At 29.4% G+C, this 23,499-nt stretch carries 24 protein-coding genes; 19 read left to right on the forward strand and 5 right to left on the reverse strand.

What is annotated here, in order from left to right:
- From EG57_RS0206340 to EG57_RS0206390, 11 genes are all read left to right on the forward strand, one after another.
- A complete protein-coding gene (locus tag EG57_RS0206340) occupies positions 1-282 on the forward strand; it encodes a EutN/CcmL family microcompartment protein (protein ID WP_029159305.1) in 282 nt (93 codons plus the stop codon).
- 70 nt (positions 283-352) lie between these two features.
- A complete protein-coding gene (gene eutH / locus EG57_RS0206345; protein WP_029159306.1) occupies positions 353-1,483 on the forward strand; it encodes an ethanolamine utilization protein EutH in 1,131 nt (376 codons plus the stop codon).
- 31 nt (positions 1,484-1,514) lie between these two features.
- Positions 1,515-1,973 (forward strand): cupin domain-containing protein, encoded by a 459-nt coding sequence (locus tag EG57_RS0206350; RefSeq protein ID WP_029954335.1) that lies wholly within the window; start codon positions 1,515-1,517, stop codon positions 1,971-1,973.
- 398 nt (positions 1,974-2,371) lie between these two features.
- Positions 2,372-3,169 carry an FAD binding domain-containing protein gene (locus EG57_RS0206355; protein ID WP_032076415.1) on the forward strand — a complete coding sequence of 266 codons (798 nt, stop codon included), beginning with the start codon at positions 2,372-2,374 and terminating at the stop codon, positions 3,167-3,169.
- Positions 3,160-3,609: a (2Fe-2S)-binding protein gene (locus EG57_RS0206360; RefSeq protein WP_032076416.1), complete on the forward strand. Its 450-nt coding sequence runs from the start codon at positions 3,160-3,162 to the stop codon at positions 3,607-3,609. The genes EG57_RS0206355 and EG57_RS0206360 overlap by 10 nt, the downstream gene beginning before the upstream one ends.
- Positions 3,610-3,611: 2 nt before the next feature.
- Positions 3,612-5,897, forward strand: a complete 2,286-nt coding sequence (locus EG57_RS0206365) for a xanthine dehydrogenase family protein molybdopterin-binding subunit (RefSeq protein ID WP_032076417.1) — start codon at positions 3,612-3,614, stop codon at positions 5,895-5,897.
- A gap of 56 nt (positions 5,898-5,953) precedes the next feature.
- A complete protein-coding gene (gene yqeC, locus EG57_RS0206370; RefSeq protein WP_032076418.1) occupies positions 5,954-6,688 on the forward strand; it encodes a selenium cofactor biosynthesis protein YqeC in 735 nt (244 codons plus the stop codon).
- Between the two features lie 55 nt (positions 6,689-6,743).
- The gene (mocA, locus tag EG57_RS0206375; protein ID WP_032076568.1) at positions 6,744-7,316 is read left to right on the forward strand and encodes a molybdenum cofactor cytidylyltransferase; all 573 of its coding nucleotides are present in this window, start codon (positions 6,744-6,746) and stop codon (positions 7,314-7,316) included.
- Between the two features lie 3 nt (positions 7,317-7,319).
- Positions 7,320-8,153 (forward strand): selenium-dependent molybdenum cofactor biosynthesis protein YqeB, encoded by an 834-nt coding sequence (yqeB, locus tag EG57_RS0206380; protein WP_052037755.1) that lies wholly within the window; start codon positions 7,320-7,322, stop codon positions 8,151-8,153.
- 112 nt (positions 8,154-8,265) lie between these two features.
- Entirely contained in the window at positions 8,266-9,693 is a 1,428-nt protein-coding gene (locus EG57_RS0206385) for a TldD/PmbA family protein (protein ID WP_032076419.1), read from the forward strand.
- Position 9,694: 1 nt separating this feature from the next.
- Positions 9,695-10,993 carry a metallopeptidase TldD-related protein gene (locus EG57_RS0206390; RefSeq protein WP_032076570.1) on the forward strand — a complete coding sequence of 433 codons (1,299 nt, stop codon included), beginning with the start codon at positions 9,695-9,697 and terminating at the stop codon, positions 10,991-10,993.
- A gap of 103 nt (positions 10,994-11,096) precedes the next feature.
- On the opposite strand, the gene EG57_RS0206395 is transcribed toward EG57_RS0206390, so the two are convergent.
- Positions 11,097-12,317: a multidrug efflux MFS transporter gene (locus EG57_RS0206395; protein ID WP_032076420.1), complete on the reverse strand. Its 1,221-nt coding sequence runs from the start codon at positions 12,315-12,317 to the stop codon at positions 11,097-11,099.
- 77 nt (positions 12,318-12,394) lie between these two features.
- Positions 12,395-13,231: an AraC family transcriptional regulator gene (locus EG57_RS0206400; protein ID WP_032076421.1), complete on the reverse strand. Its 837-nt coding sequence runs from the start codon at positions 13,229-13,231 to the stop codon at positions 12,395-12,397.
- A gap of 144 nt (positions 13,232-13,375) precedes the next feature.
- On the opposite strand from EG57_RS0206400, the gene EG57_RS0206405 reads away from it, so the two are divergent.
- Together EG57_RS0206405 and EG57_RS0206410 are read left to right on the forward strand one after the other, a co-directional pair.
- Positions 13,376-13,822 (forward strand): staygreen family protein, encoded by a 447-nt coding sequence (locus tag EG57_RS0206405; protein WP_029159319.1) that lies wholly within the window; start codon positions 13,376-13,378, stop codon positions 13,820-13,822.
- 336 nt (positions 13,823-14,158) lie between these two features.
- Complete coding sequence (locus EG57_RS0206410) at positions 14,159-15,082, forward strand: polysaccharide deacetylase family protein (protein ID WP_032076422.1); 924 nt, start codon at positions 14,159-14,161, stop codon at positions 15,080-15,082.
- Between the two features lie 57 nt (positions 15,083-15,139).
- Here EG57_RS0206410 and EG57_RS0206415 read toward each other — a convergent pair whose 3' ends face one another.
- The 3 genes from EG57_RS0206415 to EG57_RS0206425 all read right to left on the reverse strand — a co-directional run bounded on the left by EG57_RS0206415 (position 15,140) and on the right by EG57_RS0206425 (position 17,157).
- Positions 15,140-15,577: a threonine/serine exporter family protein gene (locus tag EG57_RS0206415; protein WP_032076423.1), complete on the reverse strand. Its 438-nt coding sequence runs from the start codon at positions 15,575-15,577 to the stop codon at positions 15,140-15,142.
- On the reverse strand, positions 15,574-16,323 hold the full coding sequence (locus EG57_RS0206420) for a threonine/serine exporter family protein (protein ID WP_029159326.1): 750 nt from the start codon (positions 16,321-16,323) through the stop codon (positions 15,574-15,576). The genes EG57_RS0206415 and EG57_RS0206420 overlap by 4 nt, the downstream gene beginning before the upstream one ends.
- Positions 16,324-16,464: 141 nt before the next feature.
- Positions 16,465-17,157, reverse strand: a complete 693-nt coding sequence (locus tag EG57_RS0206425; protein ID WP_032076424.1) for a hypothetical protein — start codon at positions 17,155-17,157, stop codon at positions 16,465-16,467.
- A gap of 213 nt (positions 17,158-17,370) precedes the next feature.
- On the opposite strand from EG57_RS0206425, the gene EG57_RS0206430 reads away from it, so the two are divergent.
- The 6 genes from EG57_RS0206430 to EG57_RS0206460 all read left to right on the forward strand — a co-directional run bounded on the left by EG57_RS0206430 (position 17,371) and on the right by EG57_RS0206460 (position 23,491).
- Entirely contained in the window at positions 17,371-19,632 is a 2,262-nt protein-coding gene (locus EG57_RS0206430) for an alpha/beta fold hydrolase (RefSeq protein ID WP_032076425.1), read from the forward strand.
- A 26-nt stretch (positions 19,633-19,658) separates the two neighbouring features.
- The gene (locus EG57_RS0206435; RefSeq protein ID WP_032076426.1) at positions 19,659-20,213 is read left to right on the forward strand and encodes a GNAT family N-acetyltransferase; all 555 of its coding nucleotides are present in this window, start codon (positions 19,659-19,661) and stop codon (positions 20,211-20,213) included.
- A 147-nt stretch (positions 20,214-20,360) separates the two neighbouring features.
- Positions 20,361-20,927 (forward strand): beta-class carbonic anhydrase, encoded by a 567-nt coding sequence (locus EG57_RS0206440; protein WP_032076427.1) that lies wholly within the window; start codon positions 20,361-20,363, stop codon positions 20,925-20,927.
- A 570-nt stretch (positions 20,928-21,497) separates the two neighbouring features.
- The gene (locus EG57_RS0206450) at positions 21,498-22,052 is read left to right on the forward strand and encodes a PadR family transcriptional regulator (RefSeq protein ID WP_032076428.1); all 555 of its coding nucleotides are present in this window, start codon (positions 21,498-21,500) and stop codon (positions 22,050-22,052) included.
- A gap of 21 nt (positions 22,053-22,073) precedes the next feature.
- Positions 22,074-22,775 carry a flavodoxin family protein gene (locus tag EG57_RS0206455; RefSeq protein ID WP_032076429.1) on the forward strand — a complete coding sequence of 234 codons (702 nt, stop codon included), beginning with the start codon at positions 22,074-22,076 and terminating at the stop codon, positions 22,773-22,775.
- A gap of 104 nt (positions 22,776-22,879) precedes the next feature.
- Positions 22,880-23,491 carry a VC0807 family protein gene (locus tag EG57_RS0206460; RefSeq protein ID WP_032076430.1) on the forward strand — a complete coding sequence of 204 codons (612 nt, stop codon included), beginning with the start codon at positions 22,880-22,882 and terminating at the stop codon, positions 23,489-23,491.
- Positions 23,492-23,499 lie beyond the last annotated feature (8 nt).

Below are 23,499 nucleotides of genomic sequence, written 5' to 3' on the forward strand. Positions count from 1 at the left end.
ATGGTCATAGGAAAAGTTATTGGCAATGTATGGGCCACAAGAAAAGATGAAAAGTTAAACGGGTTAAAATTCCTTGTAGTAGCACCATCTAAAACCACGTATGAAGGTGGAATGTCAGCCTTTGTAGCTGTTGATAATGTAGGTGCAGGCATAGGAGAAACTGTTCTTGTAACAAAAGGAAGTGCAGCTAAGTCTTCCTTTGATATAAAAGCAGTACCTATAGATGCAGTAATTGTTGGAATTATTGATAGTCTGGAAGTAGAAGAAAGTTTATTAAAATAAATCATGTTAAAAAAATAACTAGTAGATAGTGTATTTTTTAATATGTTTAAACGTAGGAATGGGGGATAACATGCAGATAAATGAAATAATTATATATATCATGGTTGCATTTATGGCTATTTCAGCTATAGATAAGTGCATTGGAAACAAATTTGGATTAGGTGAAAAATTTGAAGAAGGTTTTATGGCTATGGGGTCACTTACTGTAGCAATGGTAGGTGTTATATGCTTGGCTCCAGTGCTTGCAAACGTGTTAAAACCAGTGGTAGTTCCGCTCTATAAAGCTCTTGGTGCAGATCCATCTATGTTTGCAACAACATTGCTTGCTTGTGATATGGGAGGATTTCCACTTGCAATTCAGCTTGCGGAAACTAAAGCAGCAGGTTTATTTGCAGGAGCAATACTAGGATCAATGATGGGGCCTACAATAGTATTTACAATTCCAGTAGCACTTGGAATCATAGAGAAAAAAGATCATAAGTTTTTAGCAACAGGTGTGCTTGCAGGTATTATAACAATTCCAATAGGTTGTTTAATAGGTGGTCTTGTGGCAGGACTTGAAATAGGAATGATACTTAGAAATTTAGTACCGATAGTAATTTTTGCAGCACTTATAGCTATAGGACTTTGGAAAATACCAGAAAAAATGATAAATGGATTTAACTTATTTGGAAAATTTGTAGTCATATTAATAACAATAGGACTTGCTTGTGGAATAATAGAAAAGTTAACAGGATTAGTTATAATCCCAGGAATGACTCCATTAGATGATGGAATAAAAGTAGTTGGAGATATTGCAGTAGTATTAGCTGGTGCATTCCCTATGGTTTATGTAATTACAAAAGTGTTTAAAAAGCCACTTATGAAGCTTGGATCACTTCTTGGAATGAATGATGTTGCAGCAGCAGGTATGGTAGCAACTCTTGCAAATAATATTCCTATGTTTGGAATGCTTAAAGATATGGATGACAGAGGTAAGCTTATAAATGTAGCTTTTGCTGTAAGTGCAGCTTTTGTATTTGGTGATCATTTAGGTTTTGTTGCAGGTGTTGCAAAACAAATGATATTTCCAATGATAGTTGGAAAGCTAGTTGGAGGTGTTACAGCAGTGATGTTGGCTTGTGTAATAGCTTCTAAAAGTAACATTGTATCTAAAAATAATGAAGATAAAGCAGCAAGCAGTGAAGCGATAAATTCTTAAATATTAGTTGGTAAAATTAGGAGGTATATATATGCAAAATATTGATTCAAAATTACTTGAAGATATGGTAAGAAAAATAATCACAGAAACTTTAACTGGAAGTGCTAACAAAGAAGAATTTGAAAAACATGTAGATCCAAGTGGAATATTATCAGTAAAATTAAATACAGTTAAGCCAGAAAAGTTTGATACAGGAAAAGAAGGGGATAAAGTTTACCTTAAAGATCTTGTAACTTTAGAGGAAAGTCCAAGGCTTGGATGTGGTCTTATGGAAATGGATGAGACATGTTTTGATTGGACATTAACATATGATGAAGTAGACTATGTTATAGAAGGAACTTTAGAAATTAATATAGATGGAAGAAAAGTCGTAGGTAATAAAGGAGATATAATCTTTATACCTAAAAACTCAAAAATACAATTTTCAGTACCGAATTATGCAAAATTTTTATATGTAACATATCCAGCAGATTGGGCAGAGCAAAAATAAATAAAGTATATAAATCTAAGCTATGAAATATGAGGTTTAATACCTTAATTTTATAGCTTTTTTTAAATGCAAAATTATATACAAATACAACTAATAATATTCTTAGTTTGCTTTGAATTAAAAAAATTAGCATATAAGGCATATAAAAAACTATAATTATGTTGGTTAATATTGGACATTGACGAAAATTTTTTATGAAAAATAAATAAATGTTCGACTTTTACGAAAAATATGATATAATAGCTTTTGTAAAAATGGAAAACTGTGAACAATATTTAGATTTGTGATAAATATTGAACAATTTAATATATTTTTGTTTAAATTAAAATGATATACAAAAGTTAAAGCGTTTTATTACTATACTGAAAGTGAAAAATACAGATTATAAGGAGGTAAAGATGTTTACAATACTAGATTTAGTTCAACCCAATACAATAGATGAAGCATATAAAGTACTTGTAGATAAAAAAAGCAATACCATTCTTGGAGGTTGTGCTTTTTTAAGGATGGGTGCTAAAAGAATAGGTACAGCTGTGGATTTATCAAAGCTTAATTTAAATTATATAAAAGAAGATGATGAATATATAGAAGTGGGAGCTATGACTAGCTTTAGAGATATTGAGACAAGCCCCCTATTTAAAGAATACTTTAATGGAATATTACCTAAATCAGTTAGCAATATAATAGGAGTTCAGTTTAGAAATGTAGTAACTGTAGGTGCTACTGTATATTCAAAGTATGGATTTTCTGATTTGATAACAGCATTATTGTGTTTAGATACAGAAGTGGAATTATACAAAGGAAAGAGAATGTCCTTAGAAGAGTTTTTAGAAAGACCTTATGAAAAGGACATTTTAACTAGAATATTTATAAAGAAAAATAACAGAAAAGCTGTTTATGGAAATTTAAGAAATGCTATAAGTGATTATCCTATATTAAATGTATCTGTTTCTAGATTAGAGGATAAATGGACTGTAGTCGTAGGAGCTAGACCTTTACATGCTAAAATTGCAAAAGGAGCATCCCGCGAGTTATCTAGTGGAAATTTCAGCATTGAAAATGTAGAAAATGTGGCAAACATAGCTTCAGAAGAGCTGCATTTTGGAAGCAATATGAGAGGTTCAGCAAAGTACAGGAAATCTATGTGCAAGGTTCTTGTAAAAAGAGCGATAATGGAGGTATTACAGTGCAAATAGAAATTATTTTAAATAATAAAAAAGTTAATTTTGAAATAGAAAAAGATGAATTTTTAGCCGATACTTTAAGAAAAAATGGAATATTAAGTATAAGAAAAGGCTGTGATACAACTTGCTGCGGTCTTTGCACAGTATGGATAGAAGGAAAGCCAACTTTATCCTGTTCAACTTTATCTATAAGAGTTAATGGAAAAAATATTACTACTATAGAAGGAGTAAAAGAAGAAGCAGAGGAATTTGCCAAAATTCTTGTATCAGAAGGCGCTGAACAATGTGGGTTTTGCAGTCCGGGTTTTATAATGACTGTAATTGCTATGAAAAATGAACTTAAAAATCCAACAGAGGAAGAAATAATTCATTACTTAACTGGTAACTTGTGCAGATGTACAGGCTATATGGGTCAGTTAAGAGCAATTAAAAAATATCTGGGGGTAGCATAAACATGAGAATAGTTGGTAAAGGTATTTCAAAGATAGATGGAATGGCTATTGCAACAGGTAAACCTGTTTATACGGAAGATTTAGCGGTAAAAGATGCTTTAGTAATAAAAATACTAAGAAGCCCACATGCTTTTGCAAGAATAAAATCTATAGATACATCAAAAGCAGAAAAAATAGATGGTGTCGAATGTGTTTTAACCTATAAAGATGTCCCAAATGTGAGATTTACATTAGCTGGACAATCTTATCCAGAACCTTCACCTTATGATCGTTTAATATTGGATGAAGTTGTTAGATATGTAGGAGATGAAGTTGCAATTGTAGCTGCTGTAGACGAAAGGACAGCTTTAAAGGCTATAAAGTTGATAAAAGTTGAATATGAAGTTTTTGAGCCTGTTCTGGATTTTGAAAAAGCAGAAGAACATGAATCAACAGTTCATGAAGAGGATCTTCATTGTAATTTTGACATTGGTATGCAGAGGGAAAAAAATATTGTTTCTAGACAAAATATGGAATATGGAAATGTAGAAAGTGAACTTGAAAAGTGTGATGTTATAGTAGAAGATACTTATTATAATCAAGCACAAGCTCATTGCATGATGGAAACTTATCGTTCTTTCAATTATATTGATCATGCAGGAAGACTTGTAGTTATAAGTTCAACACAAATTCCATTCCATGTTAGAAGAAAATTAGCTAGAGCTCTTAACATACCATCAAGTAAAATAAGAGTAATTAAACCAAGAATAGGCGGCGGTTTTGGAGGTAAACAAACTGTTGCAGTAGAAATTTTTTCTGCAATAGTAACTATTAAAACAGGTAAACCATCTATGATAATATATGATAGAAAAGAAACTTTTGAATGTACAACTAGCCGTCATGCTATGAGAACAAGGGTTAGATTAGGTGCAGACAAAGAAGGATATATAAGAGCAATAGATATACAGTGTTTATCAGATACAGGAGCTTATGGTGAGCATGCTTCTACAGTATTTGGACTTGTAGGACAAAAAACACTTCCTTTATATAACAAGACAAAAGCTGTTAGATTTATGGGAGATGTAGTTTATACAAATAAAACTCCAGCAGGAGCATTTAGAGGATATGGAGCAACCCAAGGAGCTTTTGCTGTTGAATCAACAGTTAACAAATTAGCGGAAAAGTTAAATATGGATCCAACAGAAATTAGACTGAAAAATTTAATTAAAGAAGGAGAAACTTCTCTTGCTTTTGAAGGAAAGATTTTAGGAAGTTCAGCTCTTCATAGATGTATAAAAAAAGGTAAAGAGTTAATAGGCTGGAATGAAAAATATCCAAGAAGAGAAATAAGTGAGACTAAAGTAAGAGCTCTTGGTATGGCAGTAACCATGCAGGGATCAGGAATTGCATGTATAGATACTGCATCTGCAGAAGTAAGGTTAAATGATGATGGAAATTATACACTTCTTATAGGTTCTACAGATATGGGAACAGGAAGTGATACAATATTATCACAAATGGCTGCTGAGATTTTAGAAACATCAATGAAAAAAATTATAGTAAATGCAGCAGATACGGATATTTCTCCTTATGATCCAGGTTCTTATGCTTCAAGTACAACTTATGTTACAGGAATGGCTGTAGTGAAAGCAGCAGAATCACTTAGAAAACAGATTGTTGAAGCAGGAGCTAAATTACTTGAATTGTCCCCTGAAGATGTAGAATTTGATGGAGAAAATATAAAAGCTGTTGATGGAGAGAAAACTATGAGTTTAGAAAAATTAGCTGAACTTACGGTTTTAGGCACAGGAAAGCCTCAATTAGTTGGTAACGCTACTTATGGAAGTGAGGTATCACCTCCACCATTTATGGCAGGCTTTGCAGAAGTAGAAGTAGACAAGGAAACAGGAAAAGTGGATGTAATAAACTATGTAGCAGTAGCTGATAGTGGAACTATCATTAATCCAAATTTAGCAAGACTTCAAGTAGAAGGTGGAATTGCTCAAGGAATAGGAATGGCATTATATGAGGATATTAAATTTAACTCAAAGGGAAGACTTGAAACAAATACATTTATGCAGTATAAAATTCCTTGTAGAAAAGATGTAGGAAGTATAATAGTGGATTTTGAAGAAAGCTATGAGCCAACAGGTCCTTTTGGAGCAAAATCTATAGGAGAAGTTGTTGTAAATACTCCATCACCAGCAATTGCACATGCAGTTTATAATGCTGTAGGAGTTAGAATGACATCTCTCCCAATGACACCAGAAAAAGTGTTTATGGCAATGCAGGAGAAAGAGAATAAATAAATTCGTATAACTATTCACTTTTAACTATTAGTTCTTAACTATTTAGGAGGTGCAATATGAATTTAAGGGATTTATTAAACTTAAAAAAAAGTGACGTAATATCCATTGTAGGTGCTGGAGGAAAAACTACTTTCATGTATTCTTTAGCAGAAGAATTAAGAGGTGAAAATAAAGTACTTGTAACTACTACTACAAAAATTTATATGCCTCATAAAAAATACTATGATTTTGTTACTATAAATGAAAGTAACTTTAATAAGTATAATTGTGAAAAAGTTAATGGTGTATATTTGTATGGAAGTCATTTGAATGAAGAAAATAAAATAATTGGATTGAATACTGAGCTTTTAAAAGCTCAGTTACCATATTTTGACTATGTTTTAGTAGAAGCAGATGGTTCTAAGAGAAAGTCCATTAAGGGATGGAAAGATGATGAACCTGTAATAAGCAAAGATACTCATAAAACTATAGGCATTTTAAGCATAGATGCCTTAGGTAAAAAAGTAAATACTGAAAATATTCATAGATTATGTGAATTTGAGAGTATAACTAATTCAAAAGAAAATGAAATTATAACTGAAAAGCAGTTAACTTCTTTAGTATTTCATAATAAAGGTTTGTTTAAAGATGCTATAGGAGAGAAAGTTTTATTTATAAATAAGGTAGATGGGAAAAATGAGCTTATTTTAGCAAAAAGGTTAGCAGCTAATATTTTAGAAAACAATTATAACTATGTAGATAAAATTATAATTGGAAGCTTAAAAAATAAGCAATGCCAATTGGTAACTTAGGCTTACAAAATAAAAATATTTATATAAACCAATAGGATGGTTAAGGGTGATAAAAATGATTAGTGCTATTATTATGGCATCTGGTTCTGGAAATAGAATGGGTAAAAATAAATTGCTACTGCCGTATAAAGATAAAGCTATGGTTGAACACATTATAGAAAAAGTCATGGCTTGTGATTTTTACAGCAAAATCCTTGTGGCTAAAGATGAAGAAGTATTGAATATAGGTATAAAAAAGGGTATTAAGGTTGTAAAAAATAGCAATGCATTTAAAGGGCAGAGTGAATCCATAAAACTTGGAATAAGTGTATCAAAAGAAGCTGATGGATATATGTTTTTTACATCAGATCAGCCTTTGCTGGATGTTGATACTATAAAGCTTCTAATGGATGTATTTGAAAAAAATAATAATTGTATAGTTGTTCCTATCCATGAAAATAGAAAAGGGAGTCCTGTAATATTTCCAAGAAGGTTTATAGATGAACTTAAATTGCTTCAAGGAGATAATGGCGGGAAGAACGTTATTAATAATCACGCTAACAATGTAATAACTGTAGATGTTAGAAATGAATATGCTATGGTAGATATAGATACCTGGCAGGAATATGAGAAAATTACAAGGGGTTAAAGTATGATTGAAGATATTGTTATAATAAGAGGTGGAGGAGATATTGCCTCTGGTATAGTTCAAAAATTATATAGAAGTGGATTCAAGGTTTTAATAGCAGAAGTAGAAAAGCCTACTTCCATTAGAAGAAAAGTGTGTTTTAGTGAGGCTATATTTGATGGTTATGCGATTGTAGAAGGTATAAAATCTGTACTTGTAAAAAATATATATGAAATTAAGAAGGTTTGGTCTGAAGGAATTGTACCTGTTATTATAGATCCAGAAGGCAAATATATAGATATAATAGAACCTCAAATTGTTATAGATTCAATAATAGCAAAGAAGAATTTAGGAACAAGTATGAACATGGCGCCTATGACTATAGCAGTTGGTCCTGGATTTGAAGCTGGAAAAGATGTTGACATAGTTGTAGAGACTATGAGAGGTCATAATTTAGGAAGATTAATATTTAGCGGTATGGCTATGAATAATACTGGGGTACCTGGAAAAATAGCTGGTTATGCAAAGGAAAGAGTGCTACACAGTCCGGCTGGTGGTATTATTGAAAATGTAAAGGAAATTGCAGATATAGTTAAAGCTGGAGAAGTTATAGCTTATGTGAACGGAATAGAAGTTAAAGCTACTATTGATGGAGTATTAAGAGGAATAATAAGAAATGGAAGTAAAATTTCTAAAGGGCTTAAAATAGCAGATATTGATCCTAGAATTGAAGAAAAGCAGAATTGTTATACAATTTCTGATAAAGCTAGAAGTATTGGTGGTGCAGTGTTAGAGGCTGTATTGTATTTAAAAGCAACTAAAACCAAGATTTTTAGAGAAATGACTAAGGTAGTATAAAATAATAGTTTTAATTTTGTAAGCATTACTTGTTATTTGGTACAAGTAGTGCTATATTTTTATTATTTGTAATGGTAAAATATAGAATGGATGAAAGTGAGGAGGAATTTATATGAAGGTTAAAATGTCCAATTTTTTAAATAACACAAAACCAAGTATAAAAAAACTTATAAAAAACTTATCTAAGGATTTCAAATATGTATCAGTTTTAGGTAGTGATGTTTGTGGAAAATTATATTTAGTTCAAAGGACAGGAATTTCCATTCAAGATTCATTTTGGAGTGAAAGAGGTTTTGTAGTAAAGGTTTATAATGGAATTAGTTATTCTGAAATTTCTTTTAATGAGATAAATGAAAATGAAATTGAAAGCATAGCAGAAAACATAAGGAAAAAAATAAAAGGACAAATTGAATCCTTAAAAAATAAAGTGGACATAAATGCTTATGATTTGATAAATGAAGAAAAAATAGAAAAAACCTTTATAGGAGAAGTTAAAGTGCTCCCAGAACAAATAAGTGATAAAGAAATAATAGAAAAAATGATAAGTATAAAGGATAAGGCTTTTTCTTTAAGTGATCTTTTAATAGATTTAAGAGTTAGATACCAGCAAGTTCATGTATCAAAGATTTTTATTTCTAATAATAAGGATTTAGCTCAAAGTTACATATGGAGTGAAGGATCAATATTTAGTATTGTAAGACGAGAAAATAAGACTAAATATTCATATAGTCCTTTTTCTGGACTTAAAGCTTCTGAACTTTTAGAGGAAATTTCAGAAAAGGTAGATGAAACAGTAGATATTTCTATAAAACTTCTAGATTCAAAGCCAGTTACTCCTGGAGAATATGAATGCATATGTTCTCCAGATGTTTCAGGAATAATTGCACATGAGGCTTTTGGTCATGGTGTAGAAATGGACATGTTTGTGAAAAATAGAGCTAAAGCAGCTGAATATATGGACAAGGAAATAGCATCTCCACTTGTAACTATGCATGATGGAGCTTCTTCAGCTGTAGATGTTTCTTCATATTTATTTGATGATGAAGGGGTTTTAGGAACAGATACTGTAGTTATAGATAGAGGAATACTTAAGAAAGGTATATCAGATACACTTTCAGCTTTGGAGTTAAATACTACTCCAACAGGAAATGGTAAAAGGCAGTCTTTTGAAAGAAAAGCTTATTCAAGAATGACCAATACTTATTTTGCCGCTGGATCTAGTAAGCTTGAGGATATGATAGCTTCAATAGAATTTGGATATTTATTAGATTGTCCAATGAGTGGTATGGAAGATCCTAAGAATTGGGGAATACAATGTATGGTGAATTATGGTCTTGAAATAAAAAATGGAAAGTTAACAGGGAATATTGTATCTCCAGTAGTTTTAACAGGATATGTGCCTAATCTTTTGAAATCTATATCCATGGTTTCAGATAAAGTAGAGCTTTGTGGTTCTGGTGCTTGTGGCAAGGGATATAAGGAATTTGTAAAAGTGTCTTCTGGAGGCCCATATATTAAAGCGAAAGTGAGGCTTGGATAAAATGATAAACAGAATAAAAAGTATATTAGAAACTTTGGATGTTGATGGATATAAAATAGTTGAAACAAAGGTAAATTCAGAAGAATTATTTTTCATAAAGAAAGATTTAGATATGAATAGAAGTAAAGATGTTCACCATTTTAAAGTTACAGTTTATAAGGATTTTGAAGAAAATAAAATAAAATATAAAGGATCTTCTATAGTAAATATTCATCCTACCATGAATGATGAAGAAATTAAAAAGTCTTTAGAAGATGCAGCCTTTGCTGCTAGTTTTGCTAAAAATCAATATTATGATCTTCCTAAAAAAGTTATAAAAGGAAATGAAAAGAATAAAGAAAGCAGCTTTAAAGGCAATACACTTTCTTATTGGATGGAAAAATTAACAGAAAAGCTTTATGAAGCTGACAATAAAGAAAGAGGAAATATAAATTCATCAGAACTTTTCTTGGAAAAAGTATATAAGAGAATTATAAATTCAAATGGAGTAGATGTTAGTTTTGAAAATTACAAAGGAACTATTGAATTTATAACTAATTGGAGAGAAGAAGAAGAAATAGAACTGTATAAATCCATAGGGTTTTCAAATTTTGATGAAAAACAAATTGTGTCTTCTGTAAATGAAATGCTATTTGTTTCACAGCAGAGAGCTTTGGCAAAAGATATGCCAAAGGTGGGAAAATATAAGGTTATATTTACAGGATCAGCTGTTAAAGAACTTCTTTCTTATTATGTGTATCAAGGAAATGTAGAAGCAGTTTACAACCATATGTCTATAGCTAGGCTAAATGAAAATATACAAGGTGATGATGTAAAAGGGGATTTGTTAAGTATAACGCTGGATCCAGCATTAGAAAACTCATCTTACTCAGTTCCTTTTGATGAAGATGGGATTGCTTTATCAAAGGTTCAAATATTTGATAAAGGTTTACTTAAAAATTATCATGGGGATTTTAGACACAGCTTTTATTTAGGAGTAGAACCTACAGGAATTATTAATAATTTCACAGTAGATGGAGGAAGCAGAGCTTATAAAGAAATGAAAAATGAACCTTATATGGAGCTTGTTGAATTCTCTGATTTTCAAATAGATAAGCTTACTGGAGATTTTGGAGGAGAAATAAGACTTGGATGGTACTTTGATGGAACAAAAACTACTCCTATAACTGGAGGTTCTGTATCTGGAAATATGAAGGATTTTCACAGTAATATGTATCTTTCAAAGGAAATACAAAAAGATAATGAATTTGAAGGACCAAAGGCATTAGAACTATTTGATGTATCCATTGCCGGTAAGTAAATAGTAATCGTTAATATAGTAAAAATCACTATCAAAATTTATTGGAATTCAATAAAATAGATAGTGATTTTGATTTAGTTTTCTTTTATGCGATTAATGGCTTTTAAACCATATGTCCTTTTAATAAAGGAGCAGTACTCGAATTCAATTTCTTACATATTTTGTTATAAACCAGTATGGCATTTAAAATAAGTAATGTGCTAGTAATAAAAAATACATATTTTATACCAAAATGTGAAGCTATTTGTCCACCAAGTAAAGAACCAGAAAAGGTTCCTAAATAAAATGCACTCATATTAAAACCATACATTCTTCCAGTAAGAACGTCTGGTGTTATTTTCTTTAATAAGGTGTTAATTGATGGTGCTAGACCTGCTGTTACAAAACCTAATGCGAATCTTAATGTTATTAATTCCCAGGAGTTTTTTACAAAAGCTTGAGGGATAAATATTAAACCAGCTATAATAAGTGATGCAAGCATAACTTTTTGAGGACCAACTTTATCTGATAACTTCCCAAGTCTTGGGGCTGAAATAATGCTGGCAACACCTGAAGCAGAAAAAGCCATTCCAGAAATTAAGGCAATATGAGCTGAATTATGGGATAACTCAGATATATATATTGTTACTATTGGTTCTATAGAAAAAAATGCAAGCTGCAAAATAAAAGAAGTAGCAAATAGAACAATAATTAAATGAGAATCAGGCAGCTTATGCCAAACCTCTTTTGTACTGAGTACTTTTTTATCAGATGCTGCAAAATCTTCTTTTACAAATAGTAAAGTTAGGATAAAAGCAACTAACATAAGAGCACCAGTAAAGAAAAAAGTGAACTGTAATCCTAAAATTTCATCTAGATATCCTCCAATAAGCGGACCAAGTAGTGAACCTGAAATAGAAGCTGTGGACAGTACACCTAATGCCCAACCGGAATGTTCTTTATCAGTTTGAGTTGCAACTAATGTCATACAAGCTGTACTGTAACCTGCTACAATTCCCTGGAGCATTCTTAAGGCAATAAGCTGATATACATTTTGTGCAAACCCCATAGTTGAAATTACAATACACATACCGAAACTTGCACGTAAAAGCATAGGTTTTCTACCAATTTTATCAGCTGCATATCCCCAAATTGGTGAGAATATTGCTAAAACTATAAAAGTAATTCCAAAAGCAATTCCAGATATTTGTTCAACAGCAGAAATATTGTGAATACCTAGCTGCTTAATGTAAAGCGGCATTATAGGTGCTATTTGGCTCAATCCTAAAGCAGTTACAAATGATCCAAACCAACATACAATTAGATTCTTTTTCCAAATTTTCAATAGTGTCAACCTTCTTTCGCAATTAACAATTATATTTTAATTATAAGCTTAAAGAAGGCTTAATTACATGAAATATTTTAATATTCATGGACATTTTTGTTGTAAAATTCTTTAGGGCTTATACCTTTGATTTTTTTAAACAGTCGACTAAAGTAAAATTCATCCTTAAAACCTATAAGCTCAGAAATTTCTTTGATTTTTTTGTCACCAACTATAATCAGTGCTTCAGCCTTATCTATTTTCATCCTATTAAAAAATTCAATTATTGAATATCCTGTTGTATCTTTAAATGTCCTTGAAAGATAGCTAGGAGAAAGAGAAACAAGATCTGATAATTCTTTTAATGTAATGGATTTATTTATATTTTCATGTAAGTATTTTATAATTTTTTCTACTTTAATAGTTGATGAATAATTTGTATCCTGTCTTTTTAAATTATCATATATTTCTAACAAAAGCTCTTCAAGAATTATTTTGCAGGAAAATTCGTAATCAGGTAACTTTGTACTCCATGTTTCAACAAGTTTTTTAAATATATGGAAAAGAGGATAGTAATTTTTAAACTTCTGCATTATAGGAAATTTTAAATATTCAATTTCATTAGATAAATTCCATTTATCATTACAAAAATTTACACAAATAAAGCTAAAATGAACTGATAAAAAAGTAAGTGGTTCACTTAAATTTGGTTCTATTGAATGAAAAATATCAGGTTTTAAATAAAATAACATTCCTTTCTCTGCAAAGAATTCTTTGTTTTCAGTTGATATGTAACCTTTACCACCAGTTACAAGTAAGAGTTCATGGTGCTTGATTTTTCTAGCAATCTTTTTCTTATGTTTCCGTTTCCAATCCTCATATGTTTCTCTGTGATTACAATAATGAATATGAAAATAAAGATTATTCTTGTCCATAATACGTCTCCTATTTATAAACTTATAGTTTTGTGTCTTGTGCTTTGAACACATTATATAATGTATATTTAAATTATTCAATTTGCACAGTTAAAGATTAATTTAATATTATAGTAAAGAGAGCTATTATAAGGAATGATAATTTTGAAAAAATTAAATCCAGAAAAGCTTTTTGTAAAGTTTAAGGATGGAGTTAATAGTGTAGGTCCAATTATACTAAGGAGATATACATTAACGCATTCGGATAAAACAGCAGAACTTTTTTTAGTAATAGGGTTAACATATGCTTATGAAAACATAACAGCTCAAAGGGATGAAGTATTAGCAGAATGGAAATTTGTAAACAATCAGTATGTTCTAAATGTATTTTGTTATGTTGGAGGTGAAAACAACAAGAATAAAGCTGCTTTAAGGTATAAAATCTTTGTAAGAGAATTACCATTAGCTTTAGAAGCAATTTGTTATGGCGATAGAAAATTTTTTGAAATACATCCAGTTCTAAAAAAATCACCAATAATAGTTAGATTTGAATCTGTCTATCCACAATATAATAATATAAAATACTTTGGAATGCCCAAAGACTATTTGTAATTACATTAAGAAAAGTGTGAGGAAAATTCATTAATAAAAATGAGGTGTATCAAGCACCTCTTAATTATTTATATGTATTATTAAGAATAGATATTTGGTACTATGGTTATTTTTTTCTTAGATATATTTAAAATTAAGAAATTAAATTTAAGACAAATTTTAAGAAATTTTTTATAGAAGATTGAAATTTAAAAGTTTTTGGAAATATATTGTAATTTTCTGTTATAATAGTTGTAATAGCATTTTTATTAATTAATTTAAAAATTAAATTTACATATGGAGTACAATGAAAAGCTTTAAAATGCTGTAATATGACAGATATTTGGAGGGATAAAATTGATTAAAAAGAACTTAGCCTTATGTATGGCTTTAGTTTTATTTTTTTCAGGATGTGGAACAGTAAATAAAAATGCATCAAAAAATACGGAGAACAAAAATGAAACTACCATGAATGATAAAAATAATAATTCTACTAATAAAAGTTCTGAAAATAAACAAAAAGAAACTGATAAATCTGAAATTAAAGAAAAATATTTTACTCCTTTAGTGTTATCAGATGTTTCATCACTTAGTACTAAAGCTATATCCTGGTCATGGATGTATTCACCAAGAGATAATGCACCACTATTATCAAAATATAAGGGATATGCTTTTGGAGATAATTCAAAAAAAATTATTTATCTTACTTTCGATGAAGGTTATGAAAATGGTTATACATCTAGTATTTTAGATACATTAAAGAAGAATAATGTACATGCGGCTTTCTTTGTAACTAAGCCATTTGCAACTGGTAGCTTTAAAGGAGTTCCAAATGCTAGTTTATTAAAGAGAATTAAGGCTGAAGGACATATAATAGGAAATCACTCTGTACACCATAAATCTATGCCTACATTTAAAAATGAAAAAGCTTTTGATGATGAAATTACTGGAGTAGAGTCTGTAGTAAATAGTATTCCTGGATGTAAGATGTCAAAATATTTCAGACCACCGGAAGGTACTTTTAGTGAATTGTCTCTTTATTATACTCAAAAGCTTGGCTATAAATCTATATTTTTTGCTCTTGCACATCAAGATTATGATGCAAATAAGCAACCTGATCCCGAAAAATCTAAAGCACTTCTTTTGAAGAATACACGCAATGGTATGATTTGCTTACTTCATGCTATGTCTAAAACTAATGCTAGTATTTTAGATAGTTTGATCAAAGAATGGAAGAGTAAAGGATATGAATTTAAAACTTTAGATGAACTTCCCAATTAGTATTTTTAGCCTTCAGTGTAATTTATTAATACTGAAGGCTTTAACATACTAAATTATTTACTTAACTTTTTGTTTTGTTAATTTTGAAATAAAACGAAAAGCTGTTGTAGAAAGCATTATTCCAAATGCAATTGCTCCGCCGACAGCAATAGTTTGCATACCTTTAGAGTATGCTAATGAGTACTTTTGCTCTACAATACTATTTATGGTAGTATAAGCCGTAATACCAGGTACTAGTGGAAATATTCCTGGTATTGAAAATTGTACAGCAGGTGTTTTAAGTATTCTTGCCATCAATTCACTATATATACCTACAAAAAATGCACCTACAAATGATGCAGAAACAGGACTAGAGGTATACTTATAAACTACAAGATATGCAGTCCAGCCAATAGCACCACAAAATCCAGTCCATATTATTTTTTTTCTATCGATGTTAAAAAGAATAACAGGAAATATGCTTCCTAAAAATGCTAATAATATTTGTTTTATCATAGTCTTATACCCATCCCAATAGTTAATGCTGAACCGATGCCTGCTCCTACTGCAGTTATAATAAGCATTGCTTCACCAAATTTAGTTATGCCTGATTCAAAGTCACCAGATATAATATCTTTTATGCCATTAGTTAGAGGAACTCCTGGTAATAGTATCATTATTGATCCAGTTATTACATTACCTTTGTTTACAAGAGGTATTAAGTTTTGAGCGATTATACTGGCAATACCTATAATAAAACCTGAAAGAAAAAATTGTAAAAAAACAATTCCAGATATTTTTTCTAGTATAAAATAAATAACTATACTTATAATTACAGAAATTATTGAATCACATATAGTACCATTAAAAAATAGTGAATAAATAAATGAAGTCATACTAGCAGCAAATAGTCTTATTGGAAAACTGAAGTATGGAGCTTGTTCTATATCTTTTAGTATTTGTTTAGCTTTTTCATAGGAAACAGGGTCATGTTGAATGTCTCTTGAAAAAGAATTAATTAATTCTATTCTATACAAATCAACATTTCTTGTTCTGATTTTTTTTAATGAAGTTACTTTTTCATCATTAAGATCTATTATAGAAATAAATACTCCTTTAGCAGTAACCATACATTCACATTTTAGATTATATGCATTACATATTCTTTCAATTGTTTCTTCAACTCTATAGGATTCTGCACCGCTGCTTAAAAGCATTTGACCTGCACAAAGAGAAATTTCCAAGACTTGTTTTGCTTTCATAGCATACTCCTTTAATAAGCTTTTTACATGAATTATGATCATAAAGACTCTTATTCATTATCTAAAGTTTATAGAAAATTTATAGAAAATGCAATGCTTTTATTTTAAAAATAGATTTTATTATTTTGTATAAATTTCAAATTAAGTTGAAGAGTATTGATCTCCTTGAAGTTCAGTTAATTTGTCGCAATCTTCTAATTTATACGAGTCTTTTTCAAAGGATTTGTTAATGTTTTCTTGTATGAAGTTTATATTACAAGAAATATTGTTTATCACATGTTTATAAGTATTGCTGAGTTGAGTTAATGAAGCTACTTTCTCATGGTTTTTTTTCTTTTTATATTCTTCTATTTCTTTTAAAACTTTTTTATGTTCTACTCTGAATATCCAAACAAGGCTGGTAGCTGTTTCATATTGTTTTTGACATTTAGTTAAAGCTGAGGAAGATAGCTTTATACTATCAGATTTAGTAGAGGATTTAAGTAAAATGTTAGAAGCATGATTTAATGCACCTTTAAATGCATTATCAAGTAGGTCTATATAATTATTTATATTCTTGCCATAAATACCAGAGTTAATTTCTTTTTTTATATTCTCATATTCAGAATTATATTTTTCTATGAAAGGAGATTCAGTAATATTTTTTACAGAACTCTCAATACGGTTTAAAAATTTATAACTAACCATGGCATCACTAGATATGTGTGAATCATCCGTGTTTTGAACGATAGTATTATTGTGGGAATTTTCATTTTTATCATTGCTAAATGAATTTTTATGTTCTCTAGCATTAGTTTCATAAGTTATTGATTTATTTATTATAATTGAATCCATAATAACCCCCTCCTATATACTGTATATATTTTCAATATCGAAGAATATTTAGAAGACTTAATATAATATTTACAAATTATTGGTTAATATTATTTATGTGAAGCAGCAAATGTTTTTGTATAAAAATCCATAAAATGTTGCTTTTCATAAAGTATTTGTTATAATAGATGTATAACAAATATAATAAATGTATTAATGGAAAAGGGGAGTAATATGTTAAATAGAAATTTTAGATTAGGTTTAATTTTGGCTATTGCAGCATGTACTTGTATATCTTCTTCAGTTTATGCAGATGAAAATATTAGTGTAAAGAGACTCAGTGGTAATGATAGATATGAGACTTCTGCTAATATAGCTAGTTATTATGAAGGTGGACAATTGAACAGTGTTATTGTTACTAGTGGTAATGGATTTGCAGATGCACTTTCAAGCAGTTGCATTCAAGGATTTTGGGGTTCTCCTGTAATGCTTGTAGGAGATAATATACAAAATAGCAGTAAAACTATAAGTTATATTGAAAATCATTTAAAGAAAGATGGTACTATATATATTTTAGGAGGGGAAGCTTCTGTAAATAGTGGATTTGACAAATATTTTAAAGGAAAAGGGTTTAATAAAATAATAAGATTAGGTGGAAATGATAGATATGAAACTAATATAAAAATAGTGAATCAGGCTAATGTAAGGGAAGGTACACCAATAGTTATAGCAAATGGTGATAATTTTCCAGATGCTTTGAGTATATCTAGTATAGCGGCATATAAGGGATATCCTATTTTTATAACTCCATTTAATAATTTACCAAGTAAGACAGAAGAAAAAATAAAGGAAATTAAACCTTCTAAAATATATGTTATAGGAGGAAGCAGTTCAATAAGTAGTGGAATAGAGGATAAATTAAAACAAATATCAAAGGATGTAGCAAGAATACAAGGTAAAGATAGATATGAAACCTCTATGAATATATGCAAATATTTTGATGAGAATTTAGATAATGTAATAATTGCCAGTGGAGAAGCTTTCCCGGATGCACTTTCTGGAACTGCTCTTTCAGCTAAACTTAAAGCACCTATAGTAATAACCGATGGAAATAATATTAGCAGTGTTAAAGAATATATAAAAAATAGAAAGTTTAAAAATGTCATAATACTTGGGGGAGAGGGTTCAGTTTCAAAAAGTGTACAAAATGCTTTGAGCTTTGGTGGGGATACAAATTCATCCAAAGATTTAAAAGTTAAAGCTGAAAGTTTTGTAAGTAATTTATCAAATAAGAATATTGATGAAGCTTTAAAACAATTAAGTAGTGATTTAAAAACAGGTTATGGAGAAGGAATAATGAAAAATTATCTTTCAAGTGTAAGCTTTAAGGGAGTTGACACAAAACCAATAGATGTAAAGCAAGAAGAAGCACCACTTGGAAATGTAATTACACTAACTTATAAAGTTGAAGGAAGTTCTACCACTGTTGATGTAAAAATAAAATATGATAATGATGGACAAATATACGATTTAGTATTTGAAAATACTCCAGTTGATAGTAAGTATAAACTGCCAAGTTATGCAAATATGGATAACTTTACTGAAAAAAAAGTAACTATAGGTGATGAAAAATACAAATTGCCAGCAGTATTAAGTATGCCTAAAGGAAATGGTCCATTTCCAGCAGTAGTACTTGTTCATGGCAGTGGTGCTGGTGATATGGATGAAACTTCTGGAGATACAAAAGTGTTTAGGGATATATCAGCAGGGCTTGCTTCGAAGGGGATTGCAGTATTACGATATGATAAAAGAGCAAATTGTTATGGAACATTAAGTTTAGTAGATACAAAAATTGATTTAAATAAAGAAACAGTAAATGATGCAGTGGATGCTGTAAACTTATTAAAGAAAACTGAAGGCATTGATTCGAATAAAGTTTTTGTTTTAGGACACAGTTTAGGAGCAATGCTTACATCAACAATAGTAAAAGATTGTGGTGATAATGGAGCAGCTGGAGGTATAATGATGGCTGGACCTGTAGATTTCCTTGACACTCTTTTAGAACAAAGCAAATATTTAAATTCAATAGGAGAGATGAATGAAAATCAGTTAAAGGGAATAGAAAGTGTATATAGTACAGTAAAAGATAAAAACTTTCCAGGAAATTTACCTGAAAATACACCGATTTTTGGTGCTTACCCATATTATTGGTTAAGTGTTAAGAATTCAACTCAAGTAAATGATGCTGTAAGTATAAAAGAACCTCTTCTTATTCTTCAAGGAAAAATGGATTATCAAGTGGATGTTTCTAACCTAGATAAGTGGAAAAATATATTGAAAAATAAGCAAAATGTAAATTACAAATCTTATGATAAATTAAACCACTTTTTTATAGAAACAAACTCTAAATCAACTGAAGGGTATGGAAAAGCTGCTAATGTGCCTGATTATGTTGTTAATGATATAATTAATTGGGTTGATGAATATTCAAAATAAAATATGAAAGTGAGAAGTGAGTTTATTTGTTTAAGTATGTAATTGATGGTGATATAGAACTAAAATTGTTAGATAATTGTCATATAGAAGAACAATTTGCACTAATACAGAGAAATCGATCTTATCTTAAACAATGGTTGCCTTGGGTAGATGGAATTAAGACTTTTGGAGATGTGGCAAAATCTATAAAAATTTCTAAAGAACAATATGTAGGTAATGATGGATTTCGATGTGGAGTATGGTATAAGGGAAGAATGGCAGGCATAATTGGATATCACAATATTGATTGGTCAAATAAATCTACAAGCATTGGTTATTGGATTGGAGAAGAATTTCAAAAAAATGGTATTATGATAAGAGCTTGCAAGGTTTTGGTAGATTATGCTATAAAAGAGCTTGGATTAAATAGAGTGGAAATTAGGTGTGCTGAAGAAAATTTTAAAAGTAGACACATTCCAGAAAAGCTGGGTTTTAAAAATGAAGGAACTTTACGAGAGTCAGAATGGCTATATGATCATTATGTTAGTCACATTGTTTATGGAATACTTAAAGATGAATGGATGAAGATGTATTACAGATAATAAATTATGATTTTTATTGAAAACTTATTCTATTTAAATTTTCTCATTTAAAGATATATAAATATTGATAAAAGAAATTTTCGTAGTATAATATATTTAATATAATCTAAAATATATATCTATATGTAAATTATTTGGGGGTAAAAAATGAGCAGATTAGAAGAAATATTAAAGTACAATGAGAATTTTGTAAGTAATAATGAATATGAACCATATGTAGTTAGCAAAATTCCAAAAAAGAAAATGGTTGTATTATCTTGCATGGATACTAGATTGACAGAGTTATTACCAAGGGCTATGAATATAAAAAATGGTGATGCTAAAATAATAAAAGATGCAGGAGCAACAGTTATTCATCCTTTTGGTGGTGTTGCTAGGAGTATAATGGTTGCAATATATGAGTTTGGGGCAGAAGATGTCTTTATAGTAGGACATTCTGGCTGTGGAATGAGTAATTTAGATACTAAAAGTCTTATTAATAAAATGATAAATAGAGGGATAATGGAAGATACTATAGATATATTGAACAATGCAGGTGTTCATGTTGAAGAGTGGCTTCATGGTTTTGAATCAGTGGAAGAATCTATAAAAGAAAGTGTTAAAATGATAAAAAATCACCCTTTAGTTCCTAAAGATATTAGAGTACATGGATTAATTATGGATTCAGAAACAGGGAAAATAGATGTAGTTATAGATGGAGATAAAGAAGATTAGATAATAAGATTTATTTTGTTTTCAAAACCATAAAATTTTATTAAAAGATTATTCATTTTTATTAGCCTAAAATGTGTTATTATATGGTGTAGTGAATCTTAGTTATCAAAGGAGAGTTCTAGTATGGTATATACAAACTTCTTGTACAAAAATCGTAATTTAATTTATGTTCTAAATAATATTCTAAATTGTACTTTAGTTTTTAAATCTATAGTTACAAATCATTTTAACTTAGTTGTTTTATGTATACTTTTCTTCATTGTTAATTTGTATGCATATAATAAAATTAGTGATATGAAACTGCAAGAAGAATAAAATAAGTTAAGAAAATACATCGATAGTTTATAGATTTTTAAGAAGAACCTCTTAGAATTTATATCTAATTTAAAAGATTAGGTATAAATTCTAAGAGGTTCTTCTTAGTTTGCATAATGAATTCAATTAATAAAATAAAAATTATTTTATTGATAAAAATATATTGACTTTATATATCACTCTGATATAATCATATATATCAAAGTGATATATAAAACGATAATATATAAATATAAATTTGGAGGGGAAATTAATTTGGCAAAAATAAATAAAACTAAATATGCTCTTTTAGGAGTACTTACTTTAAGTTCAGGTTCAGGATATGATATTAAAAAATTTTGCGATTCATCTATAGGACATTTTTGGAATGAAAATTATGGACATATATATCCTGTACTAAAAAAGATGGAGGAAGAAGAATTAATAACTAAAAAAGTTGAACAAACAGAAGGAAGACCATCAAAGAATATATATTCCATTACAGAAAAGGGTAAGAAGGAATTAGAACAGTGGCTCATTCTTCCTGTTGAGCAGCAACCTGTTAGATCAGAATTTTTACTTAAAATATTTTGTTCAAAGGATATACCTGTTAGAAATGTCATTGAAAAGATTGAAAAGATGAGGGAAGATTGCGAAGAGGAACTTAAATTATATTTTAAAATTAAAGATATGTTGAATTCATCTAAATTGGATAAAAAGAATTTAGTATTATGGATTAGTACCATCAATTTTGGAATATATGATTGTGAATCGAAATTAAAATGGTGTGATGAGACTAGAGAAAGTTTAGAAAATATAAAAGATTTGTAAAGTAAAAGGAGATGTTTTTATATGAAAATTTTAGCTGTAAATGGAAGTCCAAGAGGAGAAAAAGGAAATACAGAGGTCATTTTAAAGCCATTTCTTAAAGGGTGTGAGGAAGCTGGTGCGAAAACAGAAATAGTATACCTTAAAGACAAAAATATAGAGCACTGCAGTGGATGTTTTACTTGTTGGACAAAAACTCCAGGAAAGTGCATTCATAAGGATGATATGGAAGAATTGCTTGGAAAAGTATTAGAAGCTGACATAATAGTTTATGCTACTCCATTATACTATTTTACTGTAACAGGGATAATGAAAGATTTTATGGATCGTATGCTGCCATTAAATAATAGAGAAATTGTTAAAAAAGGTGAGAACTATACACATCCTAAGCGTTTTGGAAAATCACCTGCTAAGAGTGTATTGATTTCGAATTGTGGTTTCCCTGGACAATATAATTTTTCAGGTTTAGTTGAAACATTTAAAGTTATGACAAAAGGGAATTTATTAGGTACTATTTTATGTGCACAAGGAGGAATACTTGGCGCTGTTAATAGTAACGATATGTTAAAAAAGATGTATGCTGAATTTTTTTCAGCACTAAAAAGTGCAGGGAAAGAAGTGGCGAATTATGGATATATAAAATCAGAAACTCAAGCTGTACTTGATAAGGATGTTATTGATCCTGAAGCTTATGTGAAAAATGCAAATCAAGTGAGTTTTAGTTAAATTTATACAAGAAAAGATAGCTTTTTATAATGCTTTGAAAAAGGTAGAGTATAGGAGTAGGTAATTATTTAACAAAAATTTGGAGATATAAGGAGAAAATAATTATGGAAAAGTCAGTTAGAAATAACTCAATATTAAGCAAAGTATTTAATAGAGATTTTATTGTAAGTGCTATTATTCCTATTATAATATTCTCAGTTTTTGATAAAATGGGAATGACTCTTAAAGGAGTAATTTTATCTGGAGTATGGAGTATAGGCGTGGTTTTTATTAATTTCATTAACGAGCATCAAATTAATGCACTTGCATCAATGGCAGCAGTTTTTTCTGGAATTGGATTAATAGGTACTATTATTTCAAAAAATCCAACATTTTATTTTATATCTCCTATAGCTCAAAATACATTAATTGCTGTAGTTCTACTTGGTTCATTGTTTTTTGAAAGATCATTAATTCAAATAGTAGCAGAACAAAGTTTTTTAAAAAATGCTTCAAAAGAATTTAAAGAGAGACCAAAATACAAGACTAATTGGAAAATACTTACTACTTCATGGGGGATTTTAAATATAACTGAAGCTGTTTTAAAAATTATACTTTTAAATATAGTATCTATGAGCTCATACTATGCAATAAGTACTGTTTGCGGCAATATATTAGATTCCTTTCTTTTAATATTTAGTATTTTCTTTTCTAAATGGTATTTAAAAAAGAAATAGGAGGGTTA

The sequence above is a fragment of the Clostridium drakei genome, from assembly GCF_000633595.2.
Classification (GTDB): domain Bacteria; phylum Bacillota; class Clostridia; order Clostridiales; family Clostridiaceae; genus Clostridium_AM; species Clostridium_AM drakei.